Below are 23,558 nucleotides of genomic sequence, written 5' to 3' on the forward strand. Positions count from 1 at the left end.
GTTGATCGCATTTCAATTTTGGCTGCACTGCTTATTCAAGCATCTTGCTGAGCAACCAGCTCCCCGCCGGCCCTGGCGGATACAGCCGTGACCACAAGGCATCGACAAACACCGGTTTCGGCCAGCCGCGCACATCGAGCTCTATCAGCAAATCGTTGGCATAACGCTGCACCAGCCACCTCGGCAACGGCGCCCAGCCAAAGCCTTTTTCCGCCATTTCCAGCAACATCAGATAGCTCGGCGCCGACCACACGCGGCCTTTGCCGCGACTGTCGTAGGGGTTGACGATGGTCGCCAGACGCAGCTCGCGATGTTGCTCAAGGATCTGTTGATCGACATGCTCAAGCCGCGCCAGCGGATGCTCGCGATTGACGAACAGGGCGATCTCCGTGCGCTCGGCCACGGTCGAGGTCACCAGATCGGGCGGGTAGTTGTCCTGCATCTCGGCAAAGGCCAGATGCGCGCGGCCGCGCTGGACCAGTTCGATCAAGTCATCGCATTCGGCAATCAGACATTCCAGCTCAAGCTCCGGATAGCGCTGCTCGAAACCCACCAGTGCCGCCTCAAAGCGGTACGACTGATAGGTGTCGGAAATCGCCACCGTCAGCTTCGGTTCAACGCCTTGGGACAATTGCCGTGCGCTCATTTCCAGCCGATTGGTGGCGTCCAGAATCGCTTCGGCTTTTTGCAGCATCACATGGCCGGCCGGCGTCAGGGTCGGCTTGCGGCTGCTGCGATCGAACAGCTGCAAATCCAGATCGATCTCAAGGCTCGCGACCGCCGCGCTGATGGTCGACTGGCTGCGCCCCAATTTACGCGCCGCTGCGGAGAACGAGCCTTGCGTCGCCGCTTGCACAAACGCCAACAGCACTTCTTGCGAAGCCATGAAGTATCGCTTTGATCGATGGTTATTGGTTATGAAGTATCGAGGTAGGGGTGGATCATGGCAACCATCTTCCAGCAAGGAGTCAGGCCATGACTGCCCCAAAGTCCCTCACCGAACGCGTTTTCCAGGCGGTTGGTTTCGAGTTTCTCGCGATCCTCATCTGCACCCCGTTGCTGGCGTGGATCATGCAAAAGCCGTTGCTCGACATGGGCGCGGTGACTGTGTTGATCGCCCTGCTGGCGCTGGCCTGGAACGTGGTGTTCAACCGCTTTTTCGACCGCGCGTTGGCGCGTATGAACGTGGCGCATAACGCCTGGGTCCGCGTGGTCCACGCGTTACTGTTTGAAGGCGGGTTGATCGTGATGGGCGTTCCGCTGATTGCCGCATGGCTGTCGGTCAGCCTGTGGCAGGCGTTTTTGCTCGACATCGGCGTGCTGCTGTTTTTCCTGCCGTACACCTATGTCTATCACTGGGGCTATGACGTGCTGCGTGAGCGCTTCATGGCACGCCGCGCTTGTGAAAGCTGAGGTAAACCTGTGGCGAGGGGATAAATCCCCTCGCCACAAAGGTTAGTCATCGTGCAGAAAGTCAGAGAAACATGCCGCCGGACGCTTCGACCCGCTGGCCATTGATCCACTGTCCGCCCGGCGACAACAACAACGCCAGTGCGCCGCCAATATCGTCCGGCTGCCCCACGCGACCCAGCGCGGTATTGCTGGCGACCATCGCGTTCACGGCGCTGTTATCGCGCACTGTACCGCCGCCAAAGTCGGTTTCAATCGCGCCCGGCGCAAGGATATTCACGCCGATCTGCCGCGCGCCCAATTCCTTGGCCTGATAACGGGTCAGCACTTCCATCGCCCCCTTCATCGCCGCGTAGGCGCCGTAACCGGGCAGGCTGAAGCGGGTCAGGCCGCTGGAAATATTGATAATCCGGCCGCCATCATTGATCAGCGGAAGCAGTTGCTGGGTCAGGAAGAACGGCCCTTTCAACTGAACGTTCATCAGCAAGTCGAACTGCTCCGGGGTGGTTTCGCTGAACAGCGCGTGCACGCCGATGCCGGCATTGTTGATCAGGAAATCGAAGCGCTGACGCTGGAAAGTTTGCTCCAGTGTCTTTTCAACCTGTGCGGCAAACGCGGCGAAGTGTTCGCTGTGGCCGACGTCCAGTTGCAGCATCGCCGCGCTGGCGCCGAGCGCCTGCAATTGCGCAACCAGCGCCTGGGCCTCGTCGGCGCGGCTGTGGTAAGTGCCGATGATGTCGATGCCTTGGGCGGCGAGGTGCAGGGCGGCGCTTCGGCCCAAGCCACGACTGGCGCCGGTGATCAATGCAATTTTGCGATTCATGCTGACTTCCTCGAGTGTTGAGTGGCGATGGGAAGAAGTTTATTTATCCGCCCTGAGGTGATAAACACAGCGAAAGCGGAATCACTGATCGGCTCAGCCGAACAATCACCGAGGCCTACATGAACAAACTGGACCTGCTGCGCACCTTCGTGCGGGTCAGCGAACTGTCGAGTTTTACCCTGGCCGGCGAAAGCCTCGGTCTGCCGCGCTCCACGGTGTCCGAGCAGGTGCAGGCACTCGAAACCTTGCTCGGCACGCGTCTGCTGCAACGCACCACGCGCAAGGTGCAGGCGACTCAGGATGGTCTGGTGCTGTATGAGCGCAGCAAGGATTTGCTCTCGCACATGGACGAAATCGAAGGGCTGTTCCGTCAGGACGAAGCTTCATTGACCGGACGCATTCGCGTCGACATGCCGAACATTCTCGCGCGTCGGTTGATCATGCCGCGCCTGCCGCAGTTCATGGACCGTCACCCGAACCTGCAACTGGAAATCAGCAGCACCGATCGCCGCGTGGATCTGCTCGCTGAGGGGTTCGATTGCGTGTTACGCATCGGCGCGCAGCCTGACCAATCCGTCGTCGCCCGGCATCTTGGCGATTTCCCGATGGTCAACTGCGCCAGCCCCGGGTATCTGGAGCGCTACGGCGTGCCGCAGACCCTGGAAGATCTGGCGCAGCATCGGCTGGTGCATTACGTCGGCGTGCTGGGTTCACGTTCTGAAGGCTTCGTCTACGAGGCGGGCGGCGAGGTGCGGCGGGTGGCAATGGCCGGCAGCATCACGGTCAACAGCACCGACGCCTACGAAGCGGCCTGCCTGGGTGGTTTCGGCCTGACCCAAGTGCCGCGCACCGGCATGCAGCCGCATCTGGAGAACGGCGAATTGCTGAGCGTGCTGGCGCAATACACCGCGCCGCCGATGGCGATCTCGCTGCTGTATGCGCGGCAACGGCATTTGCCGTTGCGGGTGCGGGTGTTCATGGATTGGCTGAGCGATGTCGTTCGTTCGACGCTCTGACGGATTCACATAAATCCAAATGTGGGAGCGGGCTTGCTCGCGAATGCGGTGTGTCAGTCAATGTCCGTATTGGCTGATCCACCGCATTCGCGAGCAAGCCCGCTCCCACAAGGGATCTTCATTTGCTCAGAAAATCTGGGTGAACAGCCAGTACAGGCTGCCCGACAACAGAATCGCCGCCGGCAGCGTCAACACCCACGCCATCAATAAATTGCGGATCGTGCGCATCTGCAAGCCGCCTCCATTGGCAACCATGGTTCCCGCTACACCCGAAGACAACACGTGCGTAGTCGACACCGGCAAACCGAACATGTCCGCCGCACCAATGGTCAGCATCGCCACGGTTTCCGCCGATGCGCCCTGCGCGTAGGTCAGGTGGGTCTTGCCGATCTTCTCGCCGACGGTCACGACAATGCGCTTCCAGCCAACCATGGTGCCGAGCCCCAGCGCGATGGCCACGGCGATCTTCACCCACAGCGGAATAAACCGCGTGGCGTTGTCGATCTGTTGTTTGAACAGTTGCAGCTTGTTGGCGGTGTCGGCGTCGAAGTTACCGACCTTGTTCTTTTCCATCAGGCGAATGCTTTCGCTGGCCAGGTACATGTCGTTGCGCACGTTGCCCATGGCTTCGGCCGGGACTTTCGCCAGCGAGCCGTAGCCTTTGACTTGCTCGCCGATGTGCCCGGTCAGGGCGGCGAGGGCGGGGATTAGTTGCGGCGTGGGCTCCTTGCTGCGTACGTAATCGGAGAGAATCGGACGCGGATCGGCAGGCGCCGGCAGCGGGGCACTTTTCACCAGCGCTTGTTGGGTGACTTGCGCCACGGCGGCAAATTGCAGCGATTGTTCTTCCGGCATGGTGCGGTTCAATGCGTAGGCCATTGGCAGCGTGCCGACCAGAATCAGCATGATCAGGCCCATGCCTTTCTGGCCGTCGTTGGACCCGTGGCGAACGACACACCAGTACACGTGACGATCAGCAAACCGCGAATCCACCACGGCGGTGGGGTGTTGCCCTCGGGGGCCTTGTACAGCGCGCGATTCTTCACAAACGCACGCAACGCCAGCAGCAACAGCGCCGCGCAGCCGAAACCCACCAGCGGCGACAGCAGCAGCGCGTAGCCGATTTTGGTCGCCTGTGCCCAGTCCACGCCGCTGGTGCCGTCGCGGCCATGCATCAAGGCGTTGGCCACGCCGACGCCGATGATCGAGCCGATCAAGGTGTGCGAAGACGACGCCGGCAAGCCCAGCCACCAGGTGCCGAGATTCCACAGGATCGCCGCGATCAGCAGGGCGAAAATCATCGCAAAACCGGCGGACGAACCGACCTGCAGAATCAACTCCACCGGCAGCAGCGCGATGATGCCGAACGCCACCGCACCGCTCGACAGCAGCACGCCGAGAAAATTGAAGAACCCCGACCAGACCACGGCAACATTCGGCGGCAGCGAGTGGGTGTAGATCACCGTTGCCACGGCGTTGGCGGTGTCGTGGAAGCCGTTGACGAACTCAAAGCCCAGCGCAATCAGCAACGCCACACCGAGCAGCAGAAACGGCGTCCAGGTGGTGACCACCGTGCCCAGTTCGTGCATGTCGTGCATCAGGCTGTAAGCGGTGAACAGCATGCCCATGGCGAGCACGGCGAAAAAAATCACGTAAGTGAACGGACCGGGTTTCTTGTCGAGGGCCGGCCTGCCGCTGGCGGTGGCGGGGCTGGCAGTCAGGGAGGGAGTAGCCATGCGCGGACAATCCTGAGCGAGGGAAGGAATGTCGCCCATGATCATTGCAGAATGTTACAGAGAGACTGCGTCAGGTCAGTGTTTGCCTGATTAGTCTGACCGATCGTTCCCACGCTCCCGCGTGGGAATGCCGCTCGGGACGCTCCGCGTCCCAGTGACGCAGAGCGTCACCAGATGCGTTCCCACGCAGAGCGTGGGAACGATCAAGGCTGCGATCTTTTGATATTAGTAATCCCCACGCTTGCGAAATGCCCAGCGCCCGGCAATCACCGTGAACGTCGCCACCAACGCAACCAGCACCCAGAACCCGTGCGGATCCTGCGACAGCGGCACGCCGCCGACATTCATGCCGAAGAAACCGGCAATGATGTTGATCGGCAAGGCCAGCACCGTCACCACGGTCAGGGTGAACAGCGTGCGGTTGCTCTGTTCGTTGAGGTTGGCGGCGATTTCTTCCTGCAACAGTTTGATCCGCTCGCCGAGGGCGGTGAGGTCGTTGATGATCAACGCGAACTCCTCGGTGGATTTGCGCAGTTCCTTGACGTCCTCCTTCTGCAACCAGGGCGGCGGGCGATTGAGCAGGCGCAGCAATGAACCCGGCTCCAGCGCCAGCAGCCGTTGCAGGCGCACCAGCACGCGACGATTGGCACCCAGTTCGGCGCGGTTGGTCGACAGGCGCGAGGAGAGCAACTCGTCTTCGACCTGATCGACGCTGAGGCTGGTCTTGCGCACGATCTGCGTCAGCACTTCACCCTGATCGCGCAACAGGTGCACGAGCAGTTCCGACGGCGAGCGGAAGCACTCGCCGGCCTTCACCGACGAACGCAATTTGTCCACCGAGTGCAGCGGTTGCAGGCGCGCGCTGACAATCAGCTTGCTGCGCACACAGACCCACAGCGTCGAGACGTCCGAGGAGACCATGCTGCTGAGGTTGAACACCACGTCGTTAACCACCGCCAGCAGCGCCGAATCGACATGCTCGATGCGTGTCGAACGCGAGCCTTCGTGCAGCGCTTCGAAAAACTCCTCGGGCAATTGCAGATGGCTTTTCATCCAGCGCTCGCACGCGGCATGGGCCAGGTTCAGGTGTAGCCAGAGAAATTCGCCGTTGTCGTGGTCGTTGTCGTCCTGCAAGCAGCGCAGCGCGGTCGCCGAATCGATTTCACGGCCACGCTCGCTGGGCAAAAAACGAAAGCCGTACAACAAGCCAAACAGGTCCGGATCGCGATGGCTGATGTCGAGGCTGTGGTTCATGGCGGCTCGCTGCGAGAAGGGTGTCTGTTGCGGGATTTTCAGGTTCACCCGTGCGGCATCATCGCAACCTCACATGACCGTTTTATGACAACAAAATGACGTCAAATCAAAGCGTTACCGACTGTCGGAAGTTTCTCAAGAAGCGCTCTGGCGCGCCGACTTCAGGTGCGTTAGGTTGCGCGCCATTGGCTTTCGCCAAGGTTCGTCGACAGGGAAGTCCGGCCCTTTTTCACGCTCGTTCGAAGCGTGTCTCATCCCTGTCTTGAGTACCTTGCAATGCTGCAAAAATCCCTGAGAGCGCAAATTCTCGCCCTGCTGAGCGGTAGCCTGTTGGCGGTGCTGTTGATCGCGCTGGCCTGTTTTCATTTCCTGTCCAGCGGCGTGCACAGCTATAGCCAGTTGATCGCTGGACCGCTGCACACCTCGCAGCTCATCGATGAGGCCAACCTGCAATTCAAGGTGCAGGTGCAGGAATGGAAAAACGTTTTGTTGCGCGGCAAGCAGCCGGCGGACCTGGCCAAATATTGGGGCCAGTTCGAAGAACGCCAGCGCGATGTGCAGAACCTGCTCGGCGAACTCGCCAGCCAGAAGGGCATCGACCCAAGCCTTAAAACGCGCATCGAACGTCTGCGTGACGAGCACCGTCAGTTGGGCGGCGCTTACCAGAAGGGCCGTGACGCCTACGTGGCGGCCGATGGTGAAGCGGCAGCCGGTGACGCGGCGGTCAAAGGCCTCGACCGTGCCACCAGCGAGCAAATGAGCGAGCTGGTCGCCGAGTTGCGTAAGCAAGGCACCGCGCAGTCGGCGCTGATCAGTGCCAACGCCGATCGTACGGTGTGGCTGGGGCTGCTGGTGATGCTGGCGTCGGGTCTGCTGATCGGGTTGCTGAGCCTGTGGCTGATCAATCGCAATCTGATCGAGCCGATCGGCAAGCTGATTGATTACGTCAGCCGATTGAGCCGTGGCGAACTGGCCGAACGAGTGGTCAGCGACCGTCGCGATGAGCTGGGTAATCTCGCCGCCGCCGCGAACACCCTGCGTGATTTCCTTGCCGATACCTTCACCCGATTGCAGCGCAGCGCCAGCGAGCTGGACAGCGCCAGTGGCGAGTTGAACGCGATCGCCACGACCATGGCCGGCGGCACCAACGAGCAGTTCAACCGTACCGATCAAGTGGCCACGGCGATGAACGAAATGTCCGCCACGGCCCAGGAGGTTGCCCGTCACGCCGCCGATGCCGCGCGTGCCGCTGACGATGCCGATCAGTCGGCGCAGCAGGGTGAAAAGGTCATGCAAACCACCATTCGCTCTATCACACAGATGCGTGGCGAGATCGCCAACACCGCGACAGTCATCCGTCGTCTGGAAGCCGACAGCGGCCGTATCGGCAAGGTGCTTGAAGTGATTCGCGGCATCGCCGAGCAGACCAATTTGCTGGCGCTCAACGCGGCGATTGAAGCGGCACGGGCCGGTGAGGCCGGGCGTGGTTTCGCCGTGGTCGCCGATGAAGTGCGCAACCTGGCGCAGCGCACCGCCGAGTCGATCATTGAGATCAACCAGATCATTCAGAACGTGCAGACGGGGGCGGTGGACGCCGCGCAGGCAATTGAAAGCGGCCAGTCGCGCAGCGATGAAAGCGTCGAGCAGGTGACGCAGGCCGGAGCGATGCTGGAGCGCATCACCCTGGCGGTGGAAGCGATTCGCGACATGAACCGTCAAATCGCCACGGCGGCAGAAGAGCAGACTTCGGTGGCCGAGGACATCTCGCGCAACCTGACTGAAATCACCGCCATTGCCAGCACTAACCTGGACAACGTGCAGCGCACCGAGAGTGCCAGTCAGAATCTGCATGGTTTGTCGGGGCAGCTGAATGAGGTGACGGCGCGGTTGAGTGCTTGATTGCGAGTCTAAGCATCTGCGCAACCCTTTGTAGGAGTGAGCCTGCTCGCGATAGCGGTGGAACAGTCAATATTGATGTCGCTGGCTTACCAATATCGCGAGCAAGCTCACTCCTACAATGATTTTTGCCGGCCATAAAAAAACCGCACGATCATTAAATCGTGCGGCTCTTTATCAGCGATCTATCAAGTGTCTTGCTTGTTGCTCAGCACTTTACCGGTGGTGGCATCAAAGTCCACGTCGAACTCTTTGCCGTCAGCGGTTTTCAGTTCAACTTCGTACTCATAACCGTTGAAGTGGTTATCGATATCGGTGTCGGTAATCGTTGCGCCCGGGTGCAGTTTCAGCGCTTCGGCGTTCATCGATTCCAGCGACTTGATCTTGCCATCCTTGACCAGTTGCGGCACTTGGTCGATGCGAACATCAGCCTGAGCCAGGCCAGCGGTGAGGGTCAGGGCAGCGGCAGTAAACAGGGCAGTCAAAGTTTTCATCGGGTCATTCCTTGGTTGTGCGTTGAAGTGGTTGATCTGTGTAAGTGGGTTCAGATTAACCAGCGCAACTTAATTCACCCTTAATCCCGGCATCGCGAGCAACTTGCTCTTGTAGGAGCGAGCCTGCTCGCGAAAACAGGCAACTCGATTGCTGATCAGAAACCGTTGTTCTTCAATACCTGATCAACACTGCTAAACGCGGGACGCTTATAGAACTTCAACAGTTCGCTGGCGCGATTAGTAAAGATGCCGTCGACGCCGGCGGCCATGACTTTCTCGAAGTCTACCGGCTCGTCAACCGTGTAGACATGCACCAGCAGGCCTTGGTCATGGGTGTACTGGTTCATCCACGGTTGCACCAGATCGGAGTAGCTCTGATCGCCGCCATGGGTCAGCTTCGCCGACGGGCCGGTGCCGATGGCGCCCTGGGCCTTGGCGTAATCGATCCATTGCTTGAACTCGGCTTCGGATTTCGGCTCCTGCTTGCCGTAGAACACGTTTTTGTCCTTTTCGCCGGACGCGGCAAAGGTCACGCTGGATTTCGGCTCGATGCTGCCTTCGCCGACCCACAGCAGGAGGATTTTCGGCACTTGCGGCATTTCTTTTTCCAGCAGTTCGAGGCTGGACTTGTCGAAGGTCTGCAAGATCACCTTGCCTTTGCCCTGACCGACGCCCAATGCGCTTTTCGCCAGTTTGGACCCAGCCGGGCTGAGCCAGCCGCGATCCTGCAGCTTTTCCTTCAGGTCATGTTCGATGCCGGGGAACAGTTGCGGCTCTTTGGTTTCGATGTACAGGCCCGGCTTGTGCTGCGGATTGGCGCGGGCGATGTCGATGATTTCATCGAGGGTGAGGATTTTCAGCCCGGCGTAGGACGCACGCGCGCGATCCGGATACTTGGCGTTGAACCAGCTGCCGGCATCAAGGGTTTTCAGTTCGGCCATGGTGAAGGCCGTGGCCGGGCTGTCCTTGCGCTCTGGAAACTTGCTGGCGACGTCAGTGGTGCGTTGCAGGTTGTCGTCGTGCAGGGCGAAAAGCACGCCGTCCTTGCTGCGCTGCAAATCCAGCTCCAGATAGTCAGCGCCGAGGTCGCGCGCCAGCCGGTAGGCGGCCGCGGTGGACTCCGGAGCATCAAAGGACGCGCCACGATGGGCGATGACCGCCGGGTGCGGGATGCCATGCGCCGCAGCGATGGCCTTGGGTTCGGGATGGGTGTCGGCGTGCGCCTGACCGAGGCCGAGCAACAGACTCAGCACCAAGGCGCTTTGGGTAAAAGTGGCAGGCATGGTCGAGTTCCTTTCGCAGGTTTTTTCAAGACGTACGTTTTAACAACTGAATCGATGGCGTGCTAGCGCAGGACCGACATAAACGTATTAAAAGCGATTTTTCCTGCACTTTTGTGGCGCCGTTTGCAGTACGCTTGCCCTCGGCAGACGCCCCGGCAGAGGGCGCGCCGCAGTTGCCCTGCGTGTAAACCATCGATCATCTATCGTGAGGTTTACCATGCGCATCACCTCCCAACTCATCTGCCAGGCCGCCGACGATCTCAAGGGCTTCGTCGGCCTCAACCGCAAGACCGGCCAGTACATCGTGCGCTTCAGCGAGGATTCGTTCGGCATGGACGTGGCCGATGACGGCATCATTGCGGCCAGTGAATTTGTCTGGGCGCCCGTTTCGGCAACGACCATGACGTTGAAGCGTGAGTTGATTCAGCTATTGCTGGACCAACACATCGACGACCGGATCAACATCACCGAGCCGTTGCGGGTTTATATGAACAAAGTCGAGGTGCCGGAGATCGTTGCGGTGCGGAGTCTGGTGCGCGGCTGAGGTTTTGCAGTGCGGACGCGGGCCTCTTCGCGAGCAGGCTCGCCCCCACATTGGATCTGTGGCGTTCACAAAATCCCTGTGGGAGCGAGCCTGCTCGCGAAGGCGGCTTGGTTGGCGCCGACATCCTCACTGTCCGAATGCATACTCCCGCTCAACCCGGCACACCCGCGTATGAAACGCTGAATACCACTGCGAGCGCCCACGCGCCTGGATCAACCGATGCTCGGGATGATCCCGCCACGCCAGAATGGCCGCCTCGCTCTGCCAATACGACACGGTGATGCCATGGCCGTCCGCGCCTCGAACCGATTCCACGCCAAGAAAACCCGGCTGCTCGCGTACCAACTCAGCCATGCGCTGCGCCGCCGCGGCATAACCGTTGTCACCCTCGGTGCGGGTCGAGGTGAAAATCACCGCAAAGCACGCCGTCATCAACGTAGCTCCCCGCAGGCTTCGACAAACGCCCGAACCAGCGGCGGCACTTGCCCCTTCAGTGCTGCGCGTTCCGGCTGGAACAGCGTAGCGACGAAGAACGGATGATCTTTCAGTTCGACAGCGCGCAGATCACCTGCCGAATCATGGGCGACCGCTTGTAGCCGGTCGCTCAACAATGTTTGTTCGAACTGTGGATTCACACCGTAGCGACAGCGATAGCCTTCCTCGATTTCAGACGTTTCGTACGCCTTGGCGATCAACGAACCGGTCCGCAGATGGATGCGGTCCACGGCTTCGACCAGCGAGCAGGCCAGCGGCGTGAGTACCGCGCGTTCTGATTCTGGCGATGTTTCGCCATGTACCGCATCGGCCCAACCCAGAACATTGCGCGAATATTCCAGAATCGCGTGCTGAAAACCGCCGCAGGTACCGAGGAAAGGACGCCGTTGTTCGCGGGCAAAGCGAATGGCGCGCAGTGCGCCTTGTTCACTTTTGTAGGGGCTGGCCGGCACGCACCAAAAACCATCGTAGAGATCGAGTGCTGTGCCGGCGTGGATCTGATCGGTGGCCAGCCACTCGAATTGCACGGTGTGCTGCAGATCTTCGGCGATCCGTTCGAGAGCAACCGGGATGGCTTGGTGGGCGGTGACCTGCGGGTCGTAGTCGCCAATCAGGGCGATGCGAATGGCGCGATTTTCCATGGGATTTCCCTGCGCTTGCTGATGGATGGTGCTCACTATAGATTGGCGTTCACGCACTCAATATTGGCGTTTACCCAAGTGATCAATGCACCAGCGCACTATCGACTCGACTATGCCGACCTGGCGCTGGTTCTCGCATTGGTGCGCGGCACCTCACTGGCACGCGCTTCCCAGTTGCTGCGCGTTGACGTGTCGACGGTGTTTCGCGCCGTACGCCGACTGGAGTCAGCGCTTGGCCAGCAACTGTTCGAAAAAAGCCGCGCCGGTTACCTGCCGACCACCCTGGCGCAAGCGCTCGCCGAGCAAGCCGAACGCGCCGAGCAGGCACTGGAAGCGGCGCGGATCGGGGCTGAGCAAGGCGGGCAAGTGGTCAGTGGCACGGTGCGCCTGACCTGCACCGATTCGGTGTTGCAAGGCTTGTTGCTCCCGGCGCTGGCGCAGTTCATGCCCAACTACCCGGCGCTGACGATCGAATTGAGTACCTCAAACGATTTCGCCAACTTGAGTCGTCGCGATGCCGACATTGCCTTGCGCTTGACGCGTACGCCACCGGAGCATCTGGTCGGACGGCAATTGGCGGAGATTTCCTACCGGGTCTGCGCCAGTCAGCGTTATCTGGAGAATGTTGAGGAGGCGGATCTGACGACGCTTACCTGGATTGCCCCGGACGAGTTCTTGCCGGATCACCCAACCGTGGCCTGGCGGCGCCAGCACCTGCCCGGGGTGGTGCCGGCTTATCGCTGCAACAGCATGCTGAGCGTGACGCAACTGGTTCGCGCCGGCCTCGGCGTGGCGGCATTGCCTGACTTTCTGATCAACGACGGATTGCAGGCGTTGAGCGAACCCTTGCACGGTTACGACACGGCGCTGTGGCTACTGACCCGGCCCGATTGCCGGGCGTTGCGTTCGGTAGTGACCCTGTTCGATGAACTGGGGCGGGCGTTGCGCCTGCCATAAAGCGTTGCTCATGCTGGCCTCTTCGCGAGCAGGCTCGCTCCCACAGGGGATTTGTGAACGCATGTGGGAGCGAGCCTGCTCGCGAAGGCGGCACCTTGGTTGATCGCTGGTCACCCTCTTGATCCACCTGCGAACCCAAGCCAGGCCCCATCAGCCCGGCATTCGCTCATTGGCAAACATACTCACCGCATCCACCGCCTCACTGGCGCCATCGCGGATCTGCAGAATCACCGTACCCGCCTGATTCGCCAGCGCCACGCCTTCAGCCGCGCGTTCGCGGGTGCCTTCCATGCTTTTGATCGCCTGCCGGGTTTCGCTCTGGATCAAGCCGATCATGCTGGATATCTCGGCCGTGGAGCCGCTGGTGCGCGCCGCCAGTTGGCGCACTTCATCGGCGACGACGGCAAAACCACGGCCCTGTTCACCGGCGCGCGCGGCTTCGATGGCCGCGTTGAGGGCGAGCAGATTGGTCTGGTCGGCGATCGCGCGGATGGTGTTGACGATGGCGGTGATCTGCTCGGAGCGCTCGCCGAGTTGCGCAATCAGGGTTGAAGACTGGCTGATGTCGTCGGCGATTTCGCGCATTTCGCTGGCGGCTTGCTGGATGACCTGAGTGCCTTGCTCGGCGACTTTCCGGGTCGCTACCGAGATGTGATAAGCGGCGCTGGCGCTGCGCGCGTCCTGTTCGTGCTGGACGACGCGGGTGGTTACGTCGGAGGCGAATTTAACCACTTTGTACAGCCGCCCCGAGGCGTCGTAGACCGGGTTGTAGTTGGCCTCCAGCCAGACGGTCTGGCCGCGTTTGTCCACGCGCTCGAATTGCCCGTGGAAGAATTCGCCGAGATTCAAACGCCGCCAGAAGTCCTGGTAGGCGCTGCTGTTGACCATTGCCGCTGGGCAGAACAAGCGGTGATGCTGGCCGCGGAGTTCGGCCTGGGTGTAACCCATGCGCGTCAGAAAATTCTGATTCGCCGTAAGGATATTGCCGTCGAGGTCGAATTCGATCACCGCCATTGCCCGGTCGATTGCCTGCAGCTTGGCATTGGCTTCGTTTTCCTGCTGGACCTTGGCGGTGACATCCATCGCGTACTTGACCACTTTCGTCACCCGTCCTGCCGCATCCTTGATCGGGTTGTAACTGGCTTCCAGCCAGATCGGCTGGCCTTTGCCGTTGACCCGCTCGAACGTGCCGGACTGAAATTGACCGTTCTTCAGGCGAGACCACAACTCACTGTACTGGGCGCTGCGTCCGAATTCCGGGGTGCAGAAATGCCGGTGCGGCTGACCGATGGCTTGGTCCGCGGTGTAACCCATGGTCTTGAGAAAATTGTCATTGGCCCGTAACACCACGCCATCAAGATCGAATTCGATCACCGCCATTGAGCGGTTGATCGCTTCAAGCAGTCCAGATTGCTCAGTGAGGGTGCGCTGCTGATCTTCGAGGGCGGCTTTGTAACGGTTGAAAAACATGCTTGCGATACTCGGAAAGTGGGGGGAAATCGAAGGATTCAGTCCCTATTCCTGCGCCGGCAGACCGAAGTGCGCACAGGGCATTCGGCGATGACTGCTCAATGCCAGCGTTCCGTTACTGGCAGTTGGCTACTTATACAAAACTTCATAAACTTGTACAAGAAAGGAATTTTTCGCGAGCTTGTATAACTTTTTGCGAATTTAGTTGTACACCATTCGACGTTTCCTTGGCGACAAAATGATTCAGCGCTGATAACGCGCCAAGAACATGTCCAGTGCCGATTCCGCCACGCTGTGCTGCATCTCGATATCAAGCACCGCGCGCCCCATCGACACCTGCGGCCAGAACGCGAAGGTCTTGAGTAAGCCCTGCACCTGATGCGCGGCAAACTCCGGATCGACCGCCTGCAAGCGGCCATCGGCCTGAGCGGCGCGAATCCAGACGGTCAATCCTTCCTCACGTTCGCCCATGCGCTCGATCATGTTTTGCGCGCGCTCCGGAGAATGAATGGTCGCTGCAATCGCCACCCGAGCCAGGGTGAGGAAATTCTCATCGGCCATCATCTGCATTTTTTCTCGCAGCATTTGCCGCAACTGCTCGCGCAACGGCTGCTCGCGGTTGTAGCTGACCGATGGCTCGGCAATGATCCGCGCCCACAGCTGATTGAGGATCTCGGCGAACAACTCTTCCTTGCTGGGAAAGTGGTTGTACACCGTGCGTTTGGACACACCGGCGGTGGCGGCGATCTTGTCCATGCTGGTGATTTCGAAACCGTGACTGCGGAATTCGCTGATCGCTGCCTGAATGATGGCTTCGCGTTTACGGTCGGTGAGTCGCTGTGGGGCTGTCATGAGCAGGCTTCGGCAGGGGAAAGGAAATTACACTTGGCAGTTTACTTGGCATCGGCTTTGATGCAACCTAGGAAACTACACCGCTCAGTGTAATGCTGCGTTAATCCAAGCAGTCTAAAAACCGGGCAGTTCGGCCGATGCGTGCAGCTTGGCCTATTATCGTCCCAGCGTGAAAAACCGTGCGTGACACGGTTTTTCTGGAGTCATTCAGTCATGGCCAATCCAGTTTCTCTTCCGGATAACACTTCCACGCCTGAAGCCTCTCGTCAGGATCAGGGGTCGTTTCGCAACCACGCGCCCGTGCAGCGTGAAGGCGCGCGAAAAATGCTGCGGATTCTGTGGAACATGATCTTCCACAAACCACACAACACCCGACCTGCTGCGGCGATCCCGGTGCAGCCGTTGACCCGCGAAGACCTGCTGGCAGCGCCAAACCACAGCGTGTATCGCCTCGGCCACTCGACCCTGTTGCTCAAAATGCGCGACAAATTCTGGATCACCGATCCGGTCTTTGCAGAGCGTGCCTCGCCGGTGCAATGGGCTGGTCCGAAACGTTTCCATCAGCCACCGATCAGCATTGACGAACTGCCGCCGATCGAAGCGGTGATCCTCTCGCACAATCATTACGACCACCTCGACTACGAGGCCGTACTCAAACTCGCGGCCAAAACGACTTACTTCCTGACGCCGCTGGGCGTCGGCGACACCCTGATCAAATGGGGCATCGACGCCAGCAAGGTGCGCCAGTACGACTGGTGGCAGGGCACCGAAATCGCCGGCATCCGCTTCATCGCCACGCCGTCGCAGCACTTCTCCGGCCGCGGCCTGTTCGACGGCAACAGCACCTTGTGGGCGTCATGGGTGATGATTGACGCCGACACACGCATCTTCTTCAGCGGCGACAGCGGCTACTTCGACGGCTTCAAACGCATCGGCGAACAATACGGCCCGTTTGACTTGACCCTGATGGAAACCGGCGCCTACAACGTCGAATGGCCTCACGTGCACATGCAGCCGGAAGAAACCCTGCAAGCGCACATCGACCTCAAAGGCCGCTGGCTCTTCCCGATCCACAACGGCACTTTCGACCTGGCGATGCACGCCTGGTATGAACCGTTCGACCGCATCCTCGCACTGGCGTGGGAACGCAGCGTCGCCATCACCACGCCGCAGATGGGCGAGGCGTTCAACATTGCTCAACCGCAACGCGGCAGCGCTTGGTGGTTGGCGGTTGAAGGGGAAAGTGAGGTGGTGGCTCAGAATGCCTGATGGGTTCGCTTCAAGCGAATACCACCTCAATACGGCCCTCTTTTCGTGATCGGGGGGCCGATTTTACGACGATCTGCACATCTCGTCCGAGACGAGAAAGACACTCCATCATTTTTGCCTCACTGATTCCGCGAAATTTGCCACGCAACATTTCGGAAAGCTTGGGTTGTGGAAGCCCCAAAATTTCCGACGCCTGAATTTGAGTGAGATGACGCGCTTTAATGATTGCGCCAATTTTTGCTGCGAGCTGCGACTTGACCTGCATTTCGCTGGCATTGGGTAAGTCCAGATCTTGATAGACGTTTGCGCTGCCTACTTCAATCTCCATAGCTTTCTATTCCTTTCGCATGATCCTGAGCGGCTCGAAGTCTGTTTCTGATCAGATCAATGTCTGACTGGGCGGTTTTGATCCCGCTTTTCGACTTTTTCTGAAAGCAGTGCAAAACGTAGATAGCACTGCCAAAACGAACCGTATAAATGGCGCGGTAGGTGTCAGTGTCGAAGTCTTCTATCAACTCCAGGACACCCGCACCTCCAAACCCTTTCAATGGTTTTGCATCTGAAAACCTCAAGCCACATTGAGCCAGATCCAGTGCGTGACCAAAAACATCTTGTACCTCTGTGGGCATCTGCTTGAGATCTTTCTTGCTACTGCAGACCCACAAGAGCGGCTTCCTTGCACTCATGCGAAAATATACCTATTTAGGGATAAATACCAACCTCGTCTTTTCAATCAGCCATCGCATAATCTCCACGCCCCACTGATTCTGGATTCACCTCGTTCAAGCTTGCACGACGCCCCGGCCGAAATCCCGGAAAGAACACCAACCCCAGCGCCTCGAAGCGATAGGCCAGCGCCAGCCGCGCTGCATCCGCGACCTCTTGCTGTGCCTCGAATCGTTGAATGTCTTCAACCGGCACCTGCGCCTCGCGCGATAGCTGTTCCACGCTCCAGCCCAGCATCGCTCGGGCCTGGACACAGTGAGTGGGGGTGAACTGGAAAAGGGCAACGCGTTCGAGAATGTGGTTCATCGCAAGAGAGGCCATGGTGTGCTCCGGGCTCAAAAGTGCTGATTGAAAATGTACTGTGTTTTTGTACAGTTGTTTTTGGCCGGGATCAAACGCATTTTTTGATTTGCCCTAATTCGCCGCCTCCAACCAGACGGACGGCGCCTGACCAAGTACCCGTCGAAACATCGTCGAGAACGCCGCCGGGCTTTCATAACCGAAGTCCAGCGCGATCCGTGTCACCGCTTCGCCCGCCGCCAACCGTGCCAGCGCCTGCACGACGCAGGCTTGTTGCCGCCACTGGCGAAAGCTGAACCCGGTCTGCTGACGAAACAATCTGTTAAAGGTTCGTAAGCTTATGTGTAACTGCTCGGACCATTGCTGTGGTGATTGATGGGCGTTGGGCTTGTTCAGAAAGGTCTGACACAGACTGAGGAGTTTTCCTTCGGTCGGCATAGGAATGTGCAAGGGCAGGGGCGTACTCCGCTTCAGCTCATGTAACAGCAGGTTGATCAACGCTCCGTCGCGGCCCGCCAGGTCATAGTTCAACGGCACTTCAACCGCTTCCATCAGCAAATGCCGCAGCAGCGGCGACACGCTAACTACCTGACAACGCCCACCCAGATCCACCGTCTCAGGCTCGATGTACAAGCTGCGCGTACTCACCCCCAGCATCAGCACCTCATGGGCCATGCCCGGCGGAATCCACACCGCCCGCTGCGGCGGCACCAACCAGTTACCGTCATGGGTGCTGACCTGCATCACACCGCTGGCGCCATACAACAATTGCGCCCGACGATGCGTATGAAACGGGAGTAGGTGGCCGTGGGAATAATCCGTACCGATTGCCACGACCGAGCGGGGCGTGTCGTCCAACTCATTGATCGAGATATTGCGCATCGAACGGCTTCCAGCGATTGGCGTAAACGCAAACAGTATTGGCCGACTTGCTGAAGCAGGCCAGCCCTTGTCGGCCTATCGTCGTGCGCTCTCCATTCGCGGACGTTCGCCATGTTCTATCTTTTGCTCACGTTCTTTGGTTGCTTGACCGGTATCAGCGCCGTGCTGTTCGGCTTCGGCGGCGGCTTCGTTGTCGTGCCGCTGCTCTACCAGATGCTCACCGCCAGCCACGCCGTCAACGACCCCATCGCGCAATCGGCGATGCACATCGCCGTTGCCACCTCGACCTGTGTGATGACCGTTAACGCCCTGGTCGCCACGCGCAAACACCACCGCGCGGGTAATCTCATGGCTGACTATCTGTGGCCATTGGGTGGTTTCATCGCTGCGGGCGCAGTCGTCGGTGCAATCGCCGCGATGTGGGTCAGCGGTGCAGTGATCCGTTATGCCTTCATCGCCTACCTGGGCGTGACCATCGTTGACTGCTTGCTACGTCGCGGATTCCTTACGCAGTCCGAAGGTGTCGTACCACGGCGATTGAGCGCAACGGAAATATCCGCAGGCGGCGTAGGCATCGGCGCCATCGCGACGTTCCTCGGCGTAGGAGGAAGCGTCATGACCGTGCCGCTGTTGCGTCGTTGCGGGCTGAGCATGTCGCAAGCCACGTCCATGGCCAATCCGCTGAGCGTGCCGGTGGCATTGGCCGGGACGTTGACGTACATGGCGCTGGCCGGGTTCACCGGGGCTGAACTGGGTGTTTGGTATATCGGGTATGTGGACATGCTGGCACTCGCGGTGCTGACGGTTGGCTCGTTACTGGGCATCAGATTGGCTGCGCCGTGGATAGGGCGGATACCTGACCGGATACATGCCCGGGTCTATATTGGATTGCTGGTTATAGTGATGCTCGGTATGTGGACACGATGAGCTATCGCTTGATTTCAACATTAACCCGAGGAAGCATTCCCGAGGTTAAACAGAAAACAGGGGGAAACTCATGTCGATCAGTGAGAGTGACTGGAAGAAATTCAAACAATTGCGCAAGATTGCGCTCGACCGATTTTGCCAGGGCGTGCTCGCCGACACCAAGACAATCACCCAGCACGGTGCACTGTCGGCCCATGCCCGTTACGGCATGATTTACGGCTTGATCAATGATCGAAACCACGACATGGCTCGCATGTTCGATGGCCTGGCTCGCTCCTCCGCGTTGTGGAAACTGACCCTCATGGTCTCGCATGACTTATTGACCGACGCGGAGTTGTCGATTCTGAGCGAAGAAACGCAGAAACTGACCTCCGGTATCGAACGTCGGCAATACGAAATTGAATGGGTAGAAGAGATTGTTCGAGATGACTGACCCAGTGCCACCCGCGCTTCCAAGAGAACCCGTATGTTGATCTTCAATTGCACCGAAGCCGCCGGCAAGTTTTTCAGCCGTGTCCACAAAGGCAAAACAATCACGCCGGTGAGCGCTAAACCGCCGTCGCCAGTTATAGAAGACGATGAACCGAACAGCTTTGACGAACAGTGGCTAGTGCACGCGATCACCGTCCAGCGTAAACATGTGCTGTTTGTCATTCATGTCAGAACGCGTTATTGCATGATCTTTGCCGATGCCAAAAAGGCTGACGCCGAAGGGTTTGTGGCGTGGTTTATCGAGCGCTGGCGGGAAGGGTTGATACGTGATGCGATCAATCATGACCTCATGCAATGGGCTGATGCCGGGTCGATGACGGACCGTTTTGAGCCGAGCTGTGCAGAGCATCGTTTTTATCGCCGCAGCCATCGCGGTGCACAAAAGCACATCGAACAAATCGCCTGGTTTTTCGAGGACTGCGCTGCGGAGTGGGGCTGTTTGCCTCAAGGCGAACGTGCTGCCATCGCTTTCGATGCAAAAATGAACTCGCATATTCGGAACGCCAAGGGGCGCAAGGATTACTTCAGGCCGGATGAGGAAATGATCGCTCACTGGTTGCGTCAGTACTGTGCTGTCGATGACGCGGGTGTCCAGGCTGCGCTTGCTCGACGCACGGAAGCAGCGCGGGAGATTCGTGCGTTTGAGGACGGGTTGCGTGTGAACTGATCGAGTGATGACGCTCGATTCCAGAACAACTCCTCGCCATAATCCGCTTCCTTATTTTCGGCCCCGACGTTCCAGTGTCGGGGCCGCCCTACCTCTTTCAAGGATCGATCAATGCTCAAGGGATTGAGGCGCCAGGCGCTCTGCGTCGCGGCGCTGTTCTCGGTGATTTACACCGCTCACGCTGATGACCGTCAACGTGTATTCACCGGCACGCTGGGAAAAACGCCGATCGTGCTCGAACTCAATACCCAGCAACAGGACGAAGTCGTCGGTCGCTACTTTTACGAGAAATACCATCGCGACCTGCTCCTCAGTGGCACTTTGCATGAAGGCACGCTGAGCCTGATAGAAGGTGAAAACCGCTATGGCGAAGCGCAGCCGCTGCCAACGTTAAAGCTGGAAGAGACCGCCGATGGCTTGCAGGGCGAATGGCAAAGTCCGAAGGGCAAGAAGCTCCCTGTGAAGTTGATCGAGGCCAAAGTTCCTGCGCCGACATCAACAACGTTGCCGTTCATTGCCACGTTGCAGCACAGCAATCCGTACGAGTATTTGCGCTTACAGGGGCTCAAGCTCAAAGCCGCGAAGAAAGAGCACTTCATGGGTTACGAACTGCAGTGGTGGACGGAACCTGAAACAACGATCTCGCTGTTCAGCATTGAGTCCGGGTTACCCAAAGATGAGCGACAGCAAGTCAATCAACAGTTGCTCGCCAGACTCTGGCAAGAGGTTATCCGTTATCACGGTTGCCTGATGCAAGGCGGCGTCAACACCGACTTCCTGCAGCAAGTCGAACCAAAACTGATCTCCCCCGCAGTGGTCAGCCTGAACGTTTCCACCAGTTATTATTGCGGTGGCGCGCATCCGGATTTTGGTGACTCACCGCTCAACATCGATGTAAAAACCGGTCATCCGCTATCGCTGGGCGACGTGTTATGGGCAGGAGAAGGCGCGCCAATTCTGCATGCCGACCGCGACAGCCCAGGTGACCAGCCGCTGAGCACCGCGCAAAGCGATGCTTACTCAACGTATCAGCGCGAAGTGCTGGTGCCTTGGCTGATCAAACAGTTCGCCACACTCCACCCCAATGAAATGAAGAAGCCCGCAGAGGGCGATGACAACGCCTGTGACTACAGCGATGAAAGCATCTGGGGCTATTCAGCTTGGTACTTCACCGAGAGCGGCCTGTACCTCAGCCCGTATTTCGCCCGAGTGGCCCGCGCCTGCGATGCACCCGACTGGTCAACCCTGCCGTACTCACTGGTCAAACAACACCCCGGCGCCGTCAAACTGCAACTGCCCTGAACTAACCCTCACTCCAGACCCGGCGCTTCACGAATAATGAAGTGATCCAGGTTCTCGATATCGGCATTGAAGACCTCGAAAGGCTTTTCGGGGTTCTTCTTGCCCGGCACCTGCTTCAACTCCGGCGTCACCCCATAGAAGAAACAGAACAACGCCTTGTCGCTATCCACCGCATGCTTGATTTCTTCCAGAAACGCCTTGCGCTTGCGGTAGTTGTCGATCAACTTCTTGTTCAGATAAACACTGACCGGATACGGCTTCTTCTTGCTGTCCTCCGGTTTCTTGAACCAGACCTTGTCCTCGAAATCGATGCGAAAGCTGGCACTGTGGAAGTCCTCGATCTTCTTGATCCGCCCCCAGTAAATCAGCCCCTTGTTGTCCGTCAGATACTCGATCTTCTTGAAGAACGAACTGTACGGTGCCGTGTGCTCGCCGACCTTCAAGGGCATGCGCTTGAGCAGATCCTTGTCGGCGAAGTTGGAAACAAAACACTCCACCGGATGCGCAAACACACTGGTCTTGTCCGGCGCCGACTCACGCCCCGACGACTCTTTACCCGCGTCCGCCGCCACCCGAACCGGATCATCCCGCAACACATCCGCCGCCCCCGCTGGCGCGGCAGGCTTGCGCACATACTCACGCCGGGTCAGCAGCAGCTCTGACGGAAAGTGTTCCTCACGCGCGTCATCCGCCTCGCCATCTGCCGTCTCAACGCCCGAAGCCGACGCCTTCAAACTCACATACGGACAACCCACCACATGCTGCGTAGTGGGCAGATTCTTGAAGTGCGGCGTGCGCACGTAATTCACGTTCTTGGCGTTGAACGTACCCAACTCGTTGGAAGCCCCGAACGCCGAACGACAGGCATCGTTGGGGCACTGGAAGTGTTCCTTCGCAGAGTCAAACGCCACCGTCTCATCGAAATTGAGATCGCGAACATCATAGATCGACAACTTGTCGTCGAGGCTGAGGCAGTAGGCGAGATCGAATTTCATGGTGGGGCTCGGGTCCTTGAGTGGGGGAGGGGGTATTAATAGCGGGAGGCGGCGCGGGTTGCACTGATTGTTTTCAGGATGATGCAGAATCTGTGGGAGCCAGGCTGCTGGTGATTCTCGGCATCAACCGGATCTCAATCCTCACACTGCCATCGCAGGCCACGCATCCCCTGTGGTGAGGGAGCTTGCTCCCGCTGGGCTGCGAAGCAGCCCCAAAAAAAGATAAATGCGATGAGTTAAACAGAGCAAATTATGAGATTGGCGACCGCTCCGTGGCCGATCGGGAGCAAGTTCTATCGTCACGTAGTTTTGCGGTTCGGGGGCTCACGCTTCAACCGTTTAACTCTGTCATAAAGCGACTCGGTGAACTCTTTGCTGTCATTCGAGTGATGGCAGCGCCGATGACAGTTCGGACAAAGCGCTACAGCATTGCTAATTCGATCAGAGCCCTTATTCGCCAAATGCCTCACGTGATGAACTTCAAGGTAAGGGGAGTCATTTTTAGTGAATGGCGCCGGTTCACCGCACCCTTCACATATCCCTTTGGCTTTCTTACGGACCCAGGCTCTAACCTTCGGGTCACGTATAAATGCAGTGCTTTGGGCGGGAGCGCGCTTCGGCTTCACAATCCCCTCAGGTTCGTCTTCAAGAGGCAGCTTCTCTAGCGCAAGAGCTCTCTGCTCTAGTGCTTCTTCATCCGCAGTCGCAACCGTTGGATCCCCAAGCGTGACCCCTTTGGCAATCAACACTGCCCGAATGGCTGGCTCAACGTTAGTCCCAACGTTTCTGGCTGGCTTGTACCCTTTGATGTATTCCCTATGCATTCTCAATAAAACGGCAGAGATGTTCTGCATGCGGAATTCAACTGAGCCTTCAGTGCGGTTGTGCAACGCAGATGCACGCAGCACGCGATTCTCATGTGCTTTGTTAAATTTTTGGCCGATTCGCTCAAGCTCAAACATTTTCAGATAGGCATCAACCGCTGCCTCAATCTCAGCAACAGTCCAGTCAGTGTCTTTTTTCTTGTCGCTCATAAAATCGCCGAGGGTTGAAAACACTCGGACGATACTGAGTGGCCATCACGGCTGTCTAGGAAAATTCCTACAGAGATTTGCGACAGTTCTCGC

25 protein-coding genes and 1 pseudogene are annotated in these 23,558 nt (G+C 58.6%); 10 read left to right on the plus strand and 16 right to left on the minus strand.

The window, feature by feature from the left end; translation table 11 throughout:
- Nucleotides 1-31 precede the first annotated feature (31 nt).
- Nucleotides 32-886 (minus strand): LysR family transcriptional regulator, encoded by an 855-nt coding sequence (locus HU755_RS17300; protein WP_186634796.1) that lies wholly within the window; start codon nt 884-886, stop codon nt 32-34.
- Nucleotides 887-975: 89 nt separating this feature from the next.
- On the opposite strand from HU755_RS17300, the gene HU755_RS17305 reads away from it, so the two are divergent.
- Nucleotides 976-1,413, plus strand: coding sequence for a multidrug/biocide efflux PACE transporter (locus tag HU755_RS17305; protein ID WP_186634799.1), 438 nt, complete (start codon nt 976-978; stop codon nt 1,411-1,413).
- 61 nt (nt 1,414-1,474) lie between these two features.
- Here the strand turns inward: HU755_RS17305 and HU755_RS17310 are convergent, their stop codons facing one another.
- Nucleotides 1,475-2,233, minus strand: a complete 759-nt coding sequence (locus tag HU755_RS17310) for an SDR family NAD(P)-dependent oxidoreductase (RefSeq protein WP_186634802.1) — start codon at nt 2,231-2,233, stop codon at nt 1,475-1,477.
- A gap of 119 nt (nt 2,234-2,352) precedes the next feature.
- Between HU755_RS17310 and HU755_RS17315 the strand changes: the two genes are divergently transcribed.
- The gene (locus tag HU755_RS17315; protein ID WP_186634805.1) at nt 2,353-3,249 is read left to right on the plus strand and encodes a LysR family transcriptional regulator; all 897 of its coding nucleotides are present in this window, start codon (nt 2,353-2,355) and stop codon (nt 3,247-3,249) included.
- 126 nt (nt 3,250-3,375) lie between these two features.
- Here HU755_RS17315 and HU755_RS17320 read toward each other — a convergent pair.
- Nucleotides 3,376-4,985: pseudogene (locus HU755_RS17320) on the minus strand (inorganic phosphate transporter).
- Nucleotides 4,986-5,210: 225 nt separating this feature from the next.
- A complete protein-coding gene (locus HU755_RS17325; protein WP_186634808.1) occupies nt 5,211-6,239 on the minus strand; it encodes a transporter in 1,029 nt (342 codons plus the stop codon).
- A gap of 276 nt (nt 6,240-6,515) precedes the next feature.
- On the opposite strand from HU755_RS17325, the gene HU755_RS17330 reads away from it, so the two are divergent.
- Nucleotides 6,516-8,138 carry a methyl-accepting chemotaxis protein gene (locus tag HU755_RS17330; RefSeq protein ID WP_186634811.1) on the plus strand — a complete coding sequence of 541 codons (1,623 nt, stop codon included), beginning with the start codon at nt 6,516-6,518 and terminating at the stop codon, nt 8,136-8,138.
- A gap of 185 nt (nt 8,139-8,323) precedes the next feature.
- Here HU755_RS17330 and HU755_RS17335 read toward each other — a convergent pair whose 3' ends face one another.
- Both HU755_RS17335 and HU755_RS17340 read right to left on the minus strand, forming a co-directional pair.
- Complete coding sequence (locus HU755_RS17335) at nt 8,324-8,629, minus strand: PepSY domain-containing protein (RefSeq protein WP_186634814.1); 306 nt, start codon at nt 8,627-8,629, stop codon at nt 8,324-8,326.
- A gap of 155 nt (nt 8,630-8,784) precedes the next feature.
- On the minus strand, nt 8,785-9,912 hold the full coding sequence (locus tag HU755_RS17340) for a glycerophosphodiester phosphodiesterase (RefSeq protein ID WP_186634817.1): 1,128 nt from the start codon (nt 9,910-9,912) through the stop codon (nt 8,785-8,787).
- Between the two features lie 217 nt (nt 9,913-10,129).
- Between HU755_RS17340 and HU755_RS17345 the strand changes: the two genes are divergently transcribed.
- Nucleotides 10,130-10,456: a DUF2025 family protein gene (locus HU755_RS17345; protein ID WP_186634819.1), complete on the plus strand. Its 327-nt coding sequence runs from the start codon at nt 10,130-10,132 to the stop codon at nt 10,454-10,456.
- A gap of 126 nt (nt 10,457-10,582) precedes the next feature.
- Here the strand turns inward: HU755_RS17345 and HU755_RS17350 are convergent, their stop codons facing one another.
- Complete coding sequence (locus HU755_RS17350) at nt 10,583-10,888, minus strand: antibiotic biosynthesis monooxygenase (protein ID WP_186551482.1); 306 nt, start codon at nt 10,886-10,888, stop codon at nt 10,583-10,585.
- Nucleotides 10,888-11,592, minus strand: a complete 705-nt coding sequence (locus tag HU755_RS17355; protein WP_186634821.1) for a CTP synthase — start codon at nt 11,590-11,592, stop codon at nt 10,888-10,890. Before HU755_RS17355 ends, HU755_RS17350 begins: the two co-directional genes overlap by 1 nt.
- 15 nt (nt 11,593-11,607) lie before the next feature.
- On the opposite strand from HU755_RS17355, the gene HU755_RS17360 reads away from it, so the two are divergent.
- Complete coding sequence (locus HU755_RS17360) at nt 11,608-12,549, plus strand: LysR family transcriptional regulator (RefSeq protein ID WP_186634884.1); 942 nt, start codon at nt 11,608-11,610, stop codon at nt 12,547-12,549.
- Nucleotides 12,550-12,699: 150 nt separating this feature from the next.
- Here HU755_RS17360 and HU755_RS17365 read toward each other — a convergent pair whose 3' ends face one another.
- Complete coding sequence (locus HU755_RS17365) at nt 12,700-14,019, minus strand: PAS domain-containing methyl-accepting chemotaxis protein (protein WP_186634823.1); 1,320 nt, start codon at nt 14,017-14,019, stop codon at nt 12,700-12,702.
- 243 nt (nt 14,020-14,262) lie between these two features.
- Nucleotides 14,263-14,871 (minus strand): TetR/AcrR family transcriptional regulator, encoded by a 609-nt coding sequence (locus HU755_RS17370; protein WP_186551478.1) that lies wholly within the window; start codon nt 14,869-14,871, stop codon nt 14,263-14,265.
- Between the two features lie 213 nt (nt 14,872-15,084).
- Between HU755_RS17370 and HU755_RS17375 the strand changes: the two genes are divergently transcribed.
- A complete protein-coding gene (locus tag HU755_RS17375) occupies nt 15,085-16,140 on the plus strand; it encodes an MBL fold metallo-hydrolase (protein WP_186634826.1) in 1,056 nt (351 codons plus the stop codon).
- 10 nt (nt 16,141-16,150) lie between these two features.
- Here the strand turns inward: HU755_RS17375 and HU755_RS17380 are convergent, their stop codons facing one another.
- The 4 genes from HU755_RS17380 to HU755_RS17395 form a co-directional block, all read right to left on the minus strand.
- Nucleotides 16,151-16,468, minus strand: a complete 318-nt coding sequence (locus HU755_RS17380; protein WP_186634828.1) for a helix-turn-helix domain-containing protein — start codon at nt 16,466-16,468, stop codon at nt 16,151-16,153.
- Nucleotides 16,458-16,826 (minus strand): type II toxin-antitoxin system RelE/ParE family toxin, encoded by a 369-nt coding sequence (locus HU755_RS17385; RefSeq protein WP_186634830.1) that lies wholly within the window; start codon nt 16,824-16,826, stop codon nt 16,458-16,460. The genes HU755_RS17380 and HU755_RS17385 overlap by 11 nt, the downstream gene beginning before the upstream one ends.
- Nucleotides 16,827-16,869: 43 nt before the next feature.
- Entirely contained in the window at nt 16,870-17,187 is a 318-nt protein-coding gene (locus HU755_RS17390) for an XRE family transcriptional regulator (RefSeq protein WP_186551474.1), read from the minus strand.
- A 93-nt stretch (nt 17,188-17,280) separates the two neighbouring features.
- The gene (locus HU755_RS17395; RefSeq protein WP_186634833.1) at nt 17,281-18,048 is read right to left on the minus strand and encodes a helix-turn-helix domain-containing protein; all 768 of its coding nucleotides are present in this window, start codon (nt 18,046-18,048) and stop codon (nt 17,281-17,283) included.
- A 111-nt stretch (nt 18,049-18,159) separates the two neighbouring features.
- Here HU755_RS17395 and HU755_RS17400 point away from each other — a divergent pair, with 111 nt between their 5' ends.
- From HU755_RS17400 to HU755_RS17415, 4 genes are all read left to right on the plus strand, one after another.
- Entirely contained in the window at nt 18,160-18,975 is an 816-nt protein-coding gene (locus HU755_RS17400; RefSeq protein ID WP_186634836.1) for a sulfite exporter TauE/SafE family protein, read from the plus strand.
- A 70-nt stretch (nt 18,976-19,045) separates the two neighbouring features.
- On the plus strand, nt 19,046-19,408 hold the full coding sequence (locus HU755_RS17405; protein WP_186622154.1) for a hypothetical protein: 363 nt from the start codon (nt 19,046-19,048) through the stop codon (nt 19,406-19,408).
- A 33-nt stretch (nt 19,409-19,441) separates the two neighbouring features.
- Complete coding sequence (locus HU755_RS17410) at nt 19,442-20,134, plus strand: hypothetical protein (RefSeq protein ID WP_186634839.1); 693 nt, start codon at nt 19,442-19,444, stop codon at nt 20,132-20,134.
- 111 nt (nt 20,135-20,245) lie between these two features.
- Nucleotides 20,246-21,436, plus strand: a complete 1,191-nt coding sequence (locus HU755_RS17415; RefSeq protein ID WP_186634842.1) for a hypothetical protein — start codon at nt 20,246-20,248, stop codon at nt 21,434-21,436.
- An 8-nt stretch (nt 21,437-21,444) separates the two neighbouring features.
- Here the strand turns inward: HU755_RS17415 and HU755_RS17420 are convergent, their stop codons facing one another.
- Nucleotides 21,445-22,431 carry a hypothetical protein gene (locus tag HU755_RS17420; RefSeq protein WP_186634845.1) on the minus strand — a complete coding sequence of 329 codons (987 nt, stop codon included), beginning with the start codon at nt 22,429-22,431 and terminating at the stop codon, nt 21,445-21,447.
- Between the two features lie 299 nt (nt 22,432-22,730).
- Nucleotides 22,731-23,465 carry an HNH endonuclease gene (locus tag HU755_RS17425; RefSeq protein WP_186634848.1) on the minus strand — a complete coding sequence of 245 codons (735 nt, stop codon included), beginning with the start codon at nt 23,463-23,465 and terminating at the stop codon, nt 22,731-22,733.
- Between the last annotated feature and the right edge of the window lie 93 nt (nt 23,466-23,558).

Origin of the sequence: Pseudomonas sp. SWRI111 (assembly GCF_014268555.1) — a bacterium.
GTDB lineage: Bacteria > Pseudomonadota > Gammaproteobacteria > Pseudomonadales > Pseudomonadaceae > Aquipseudomonas > Aquipseudomonas hamedanensis.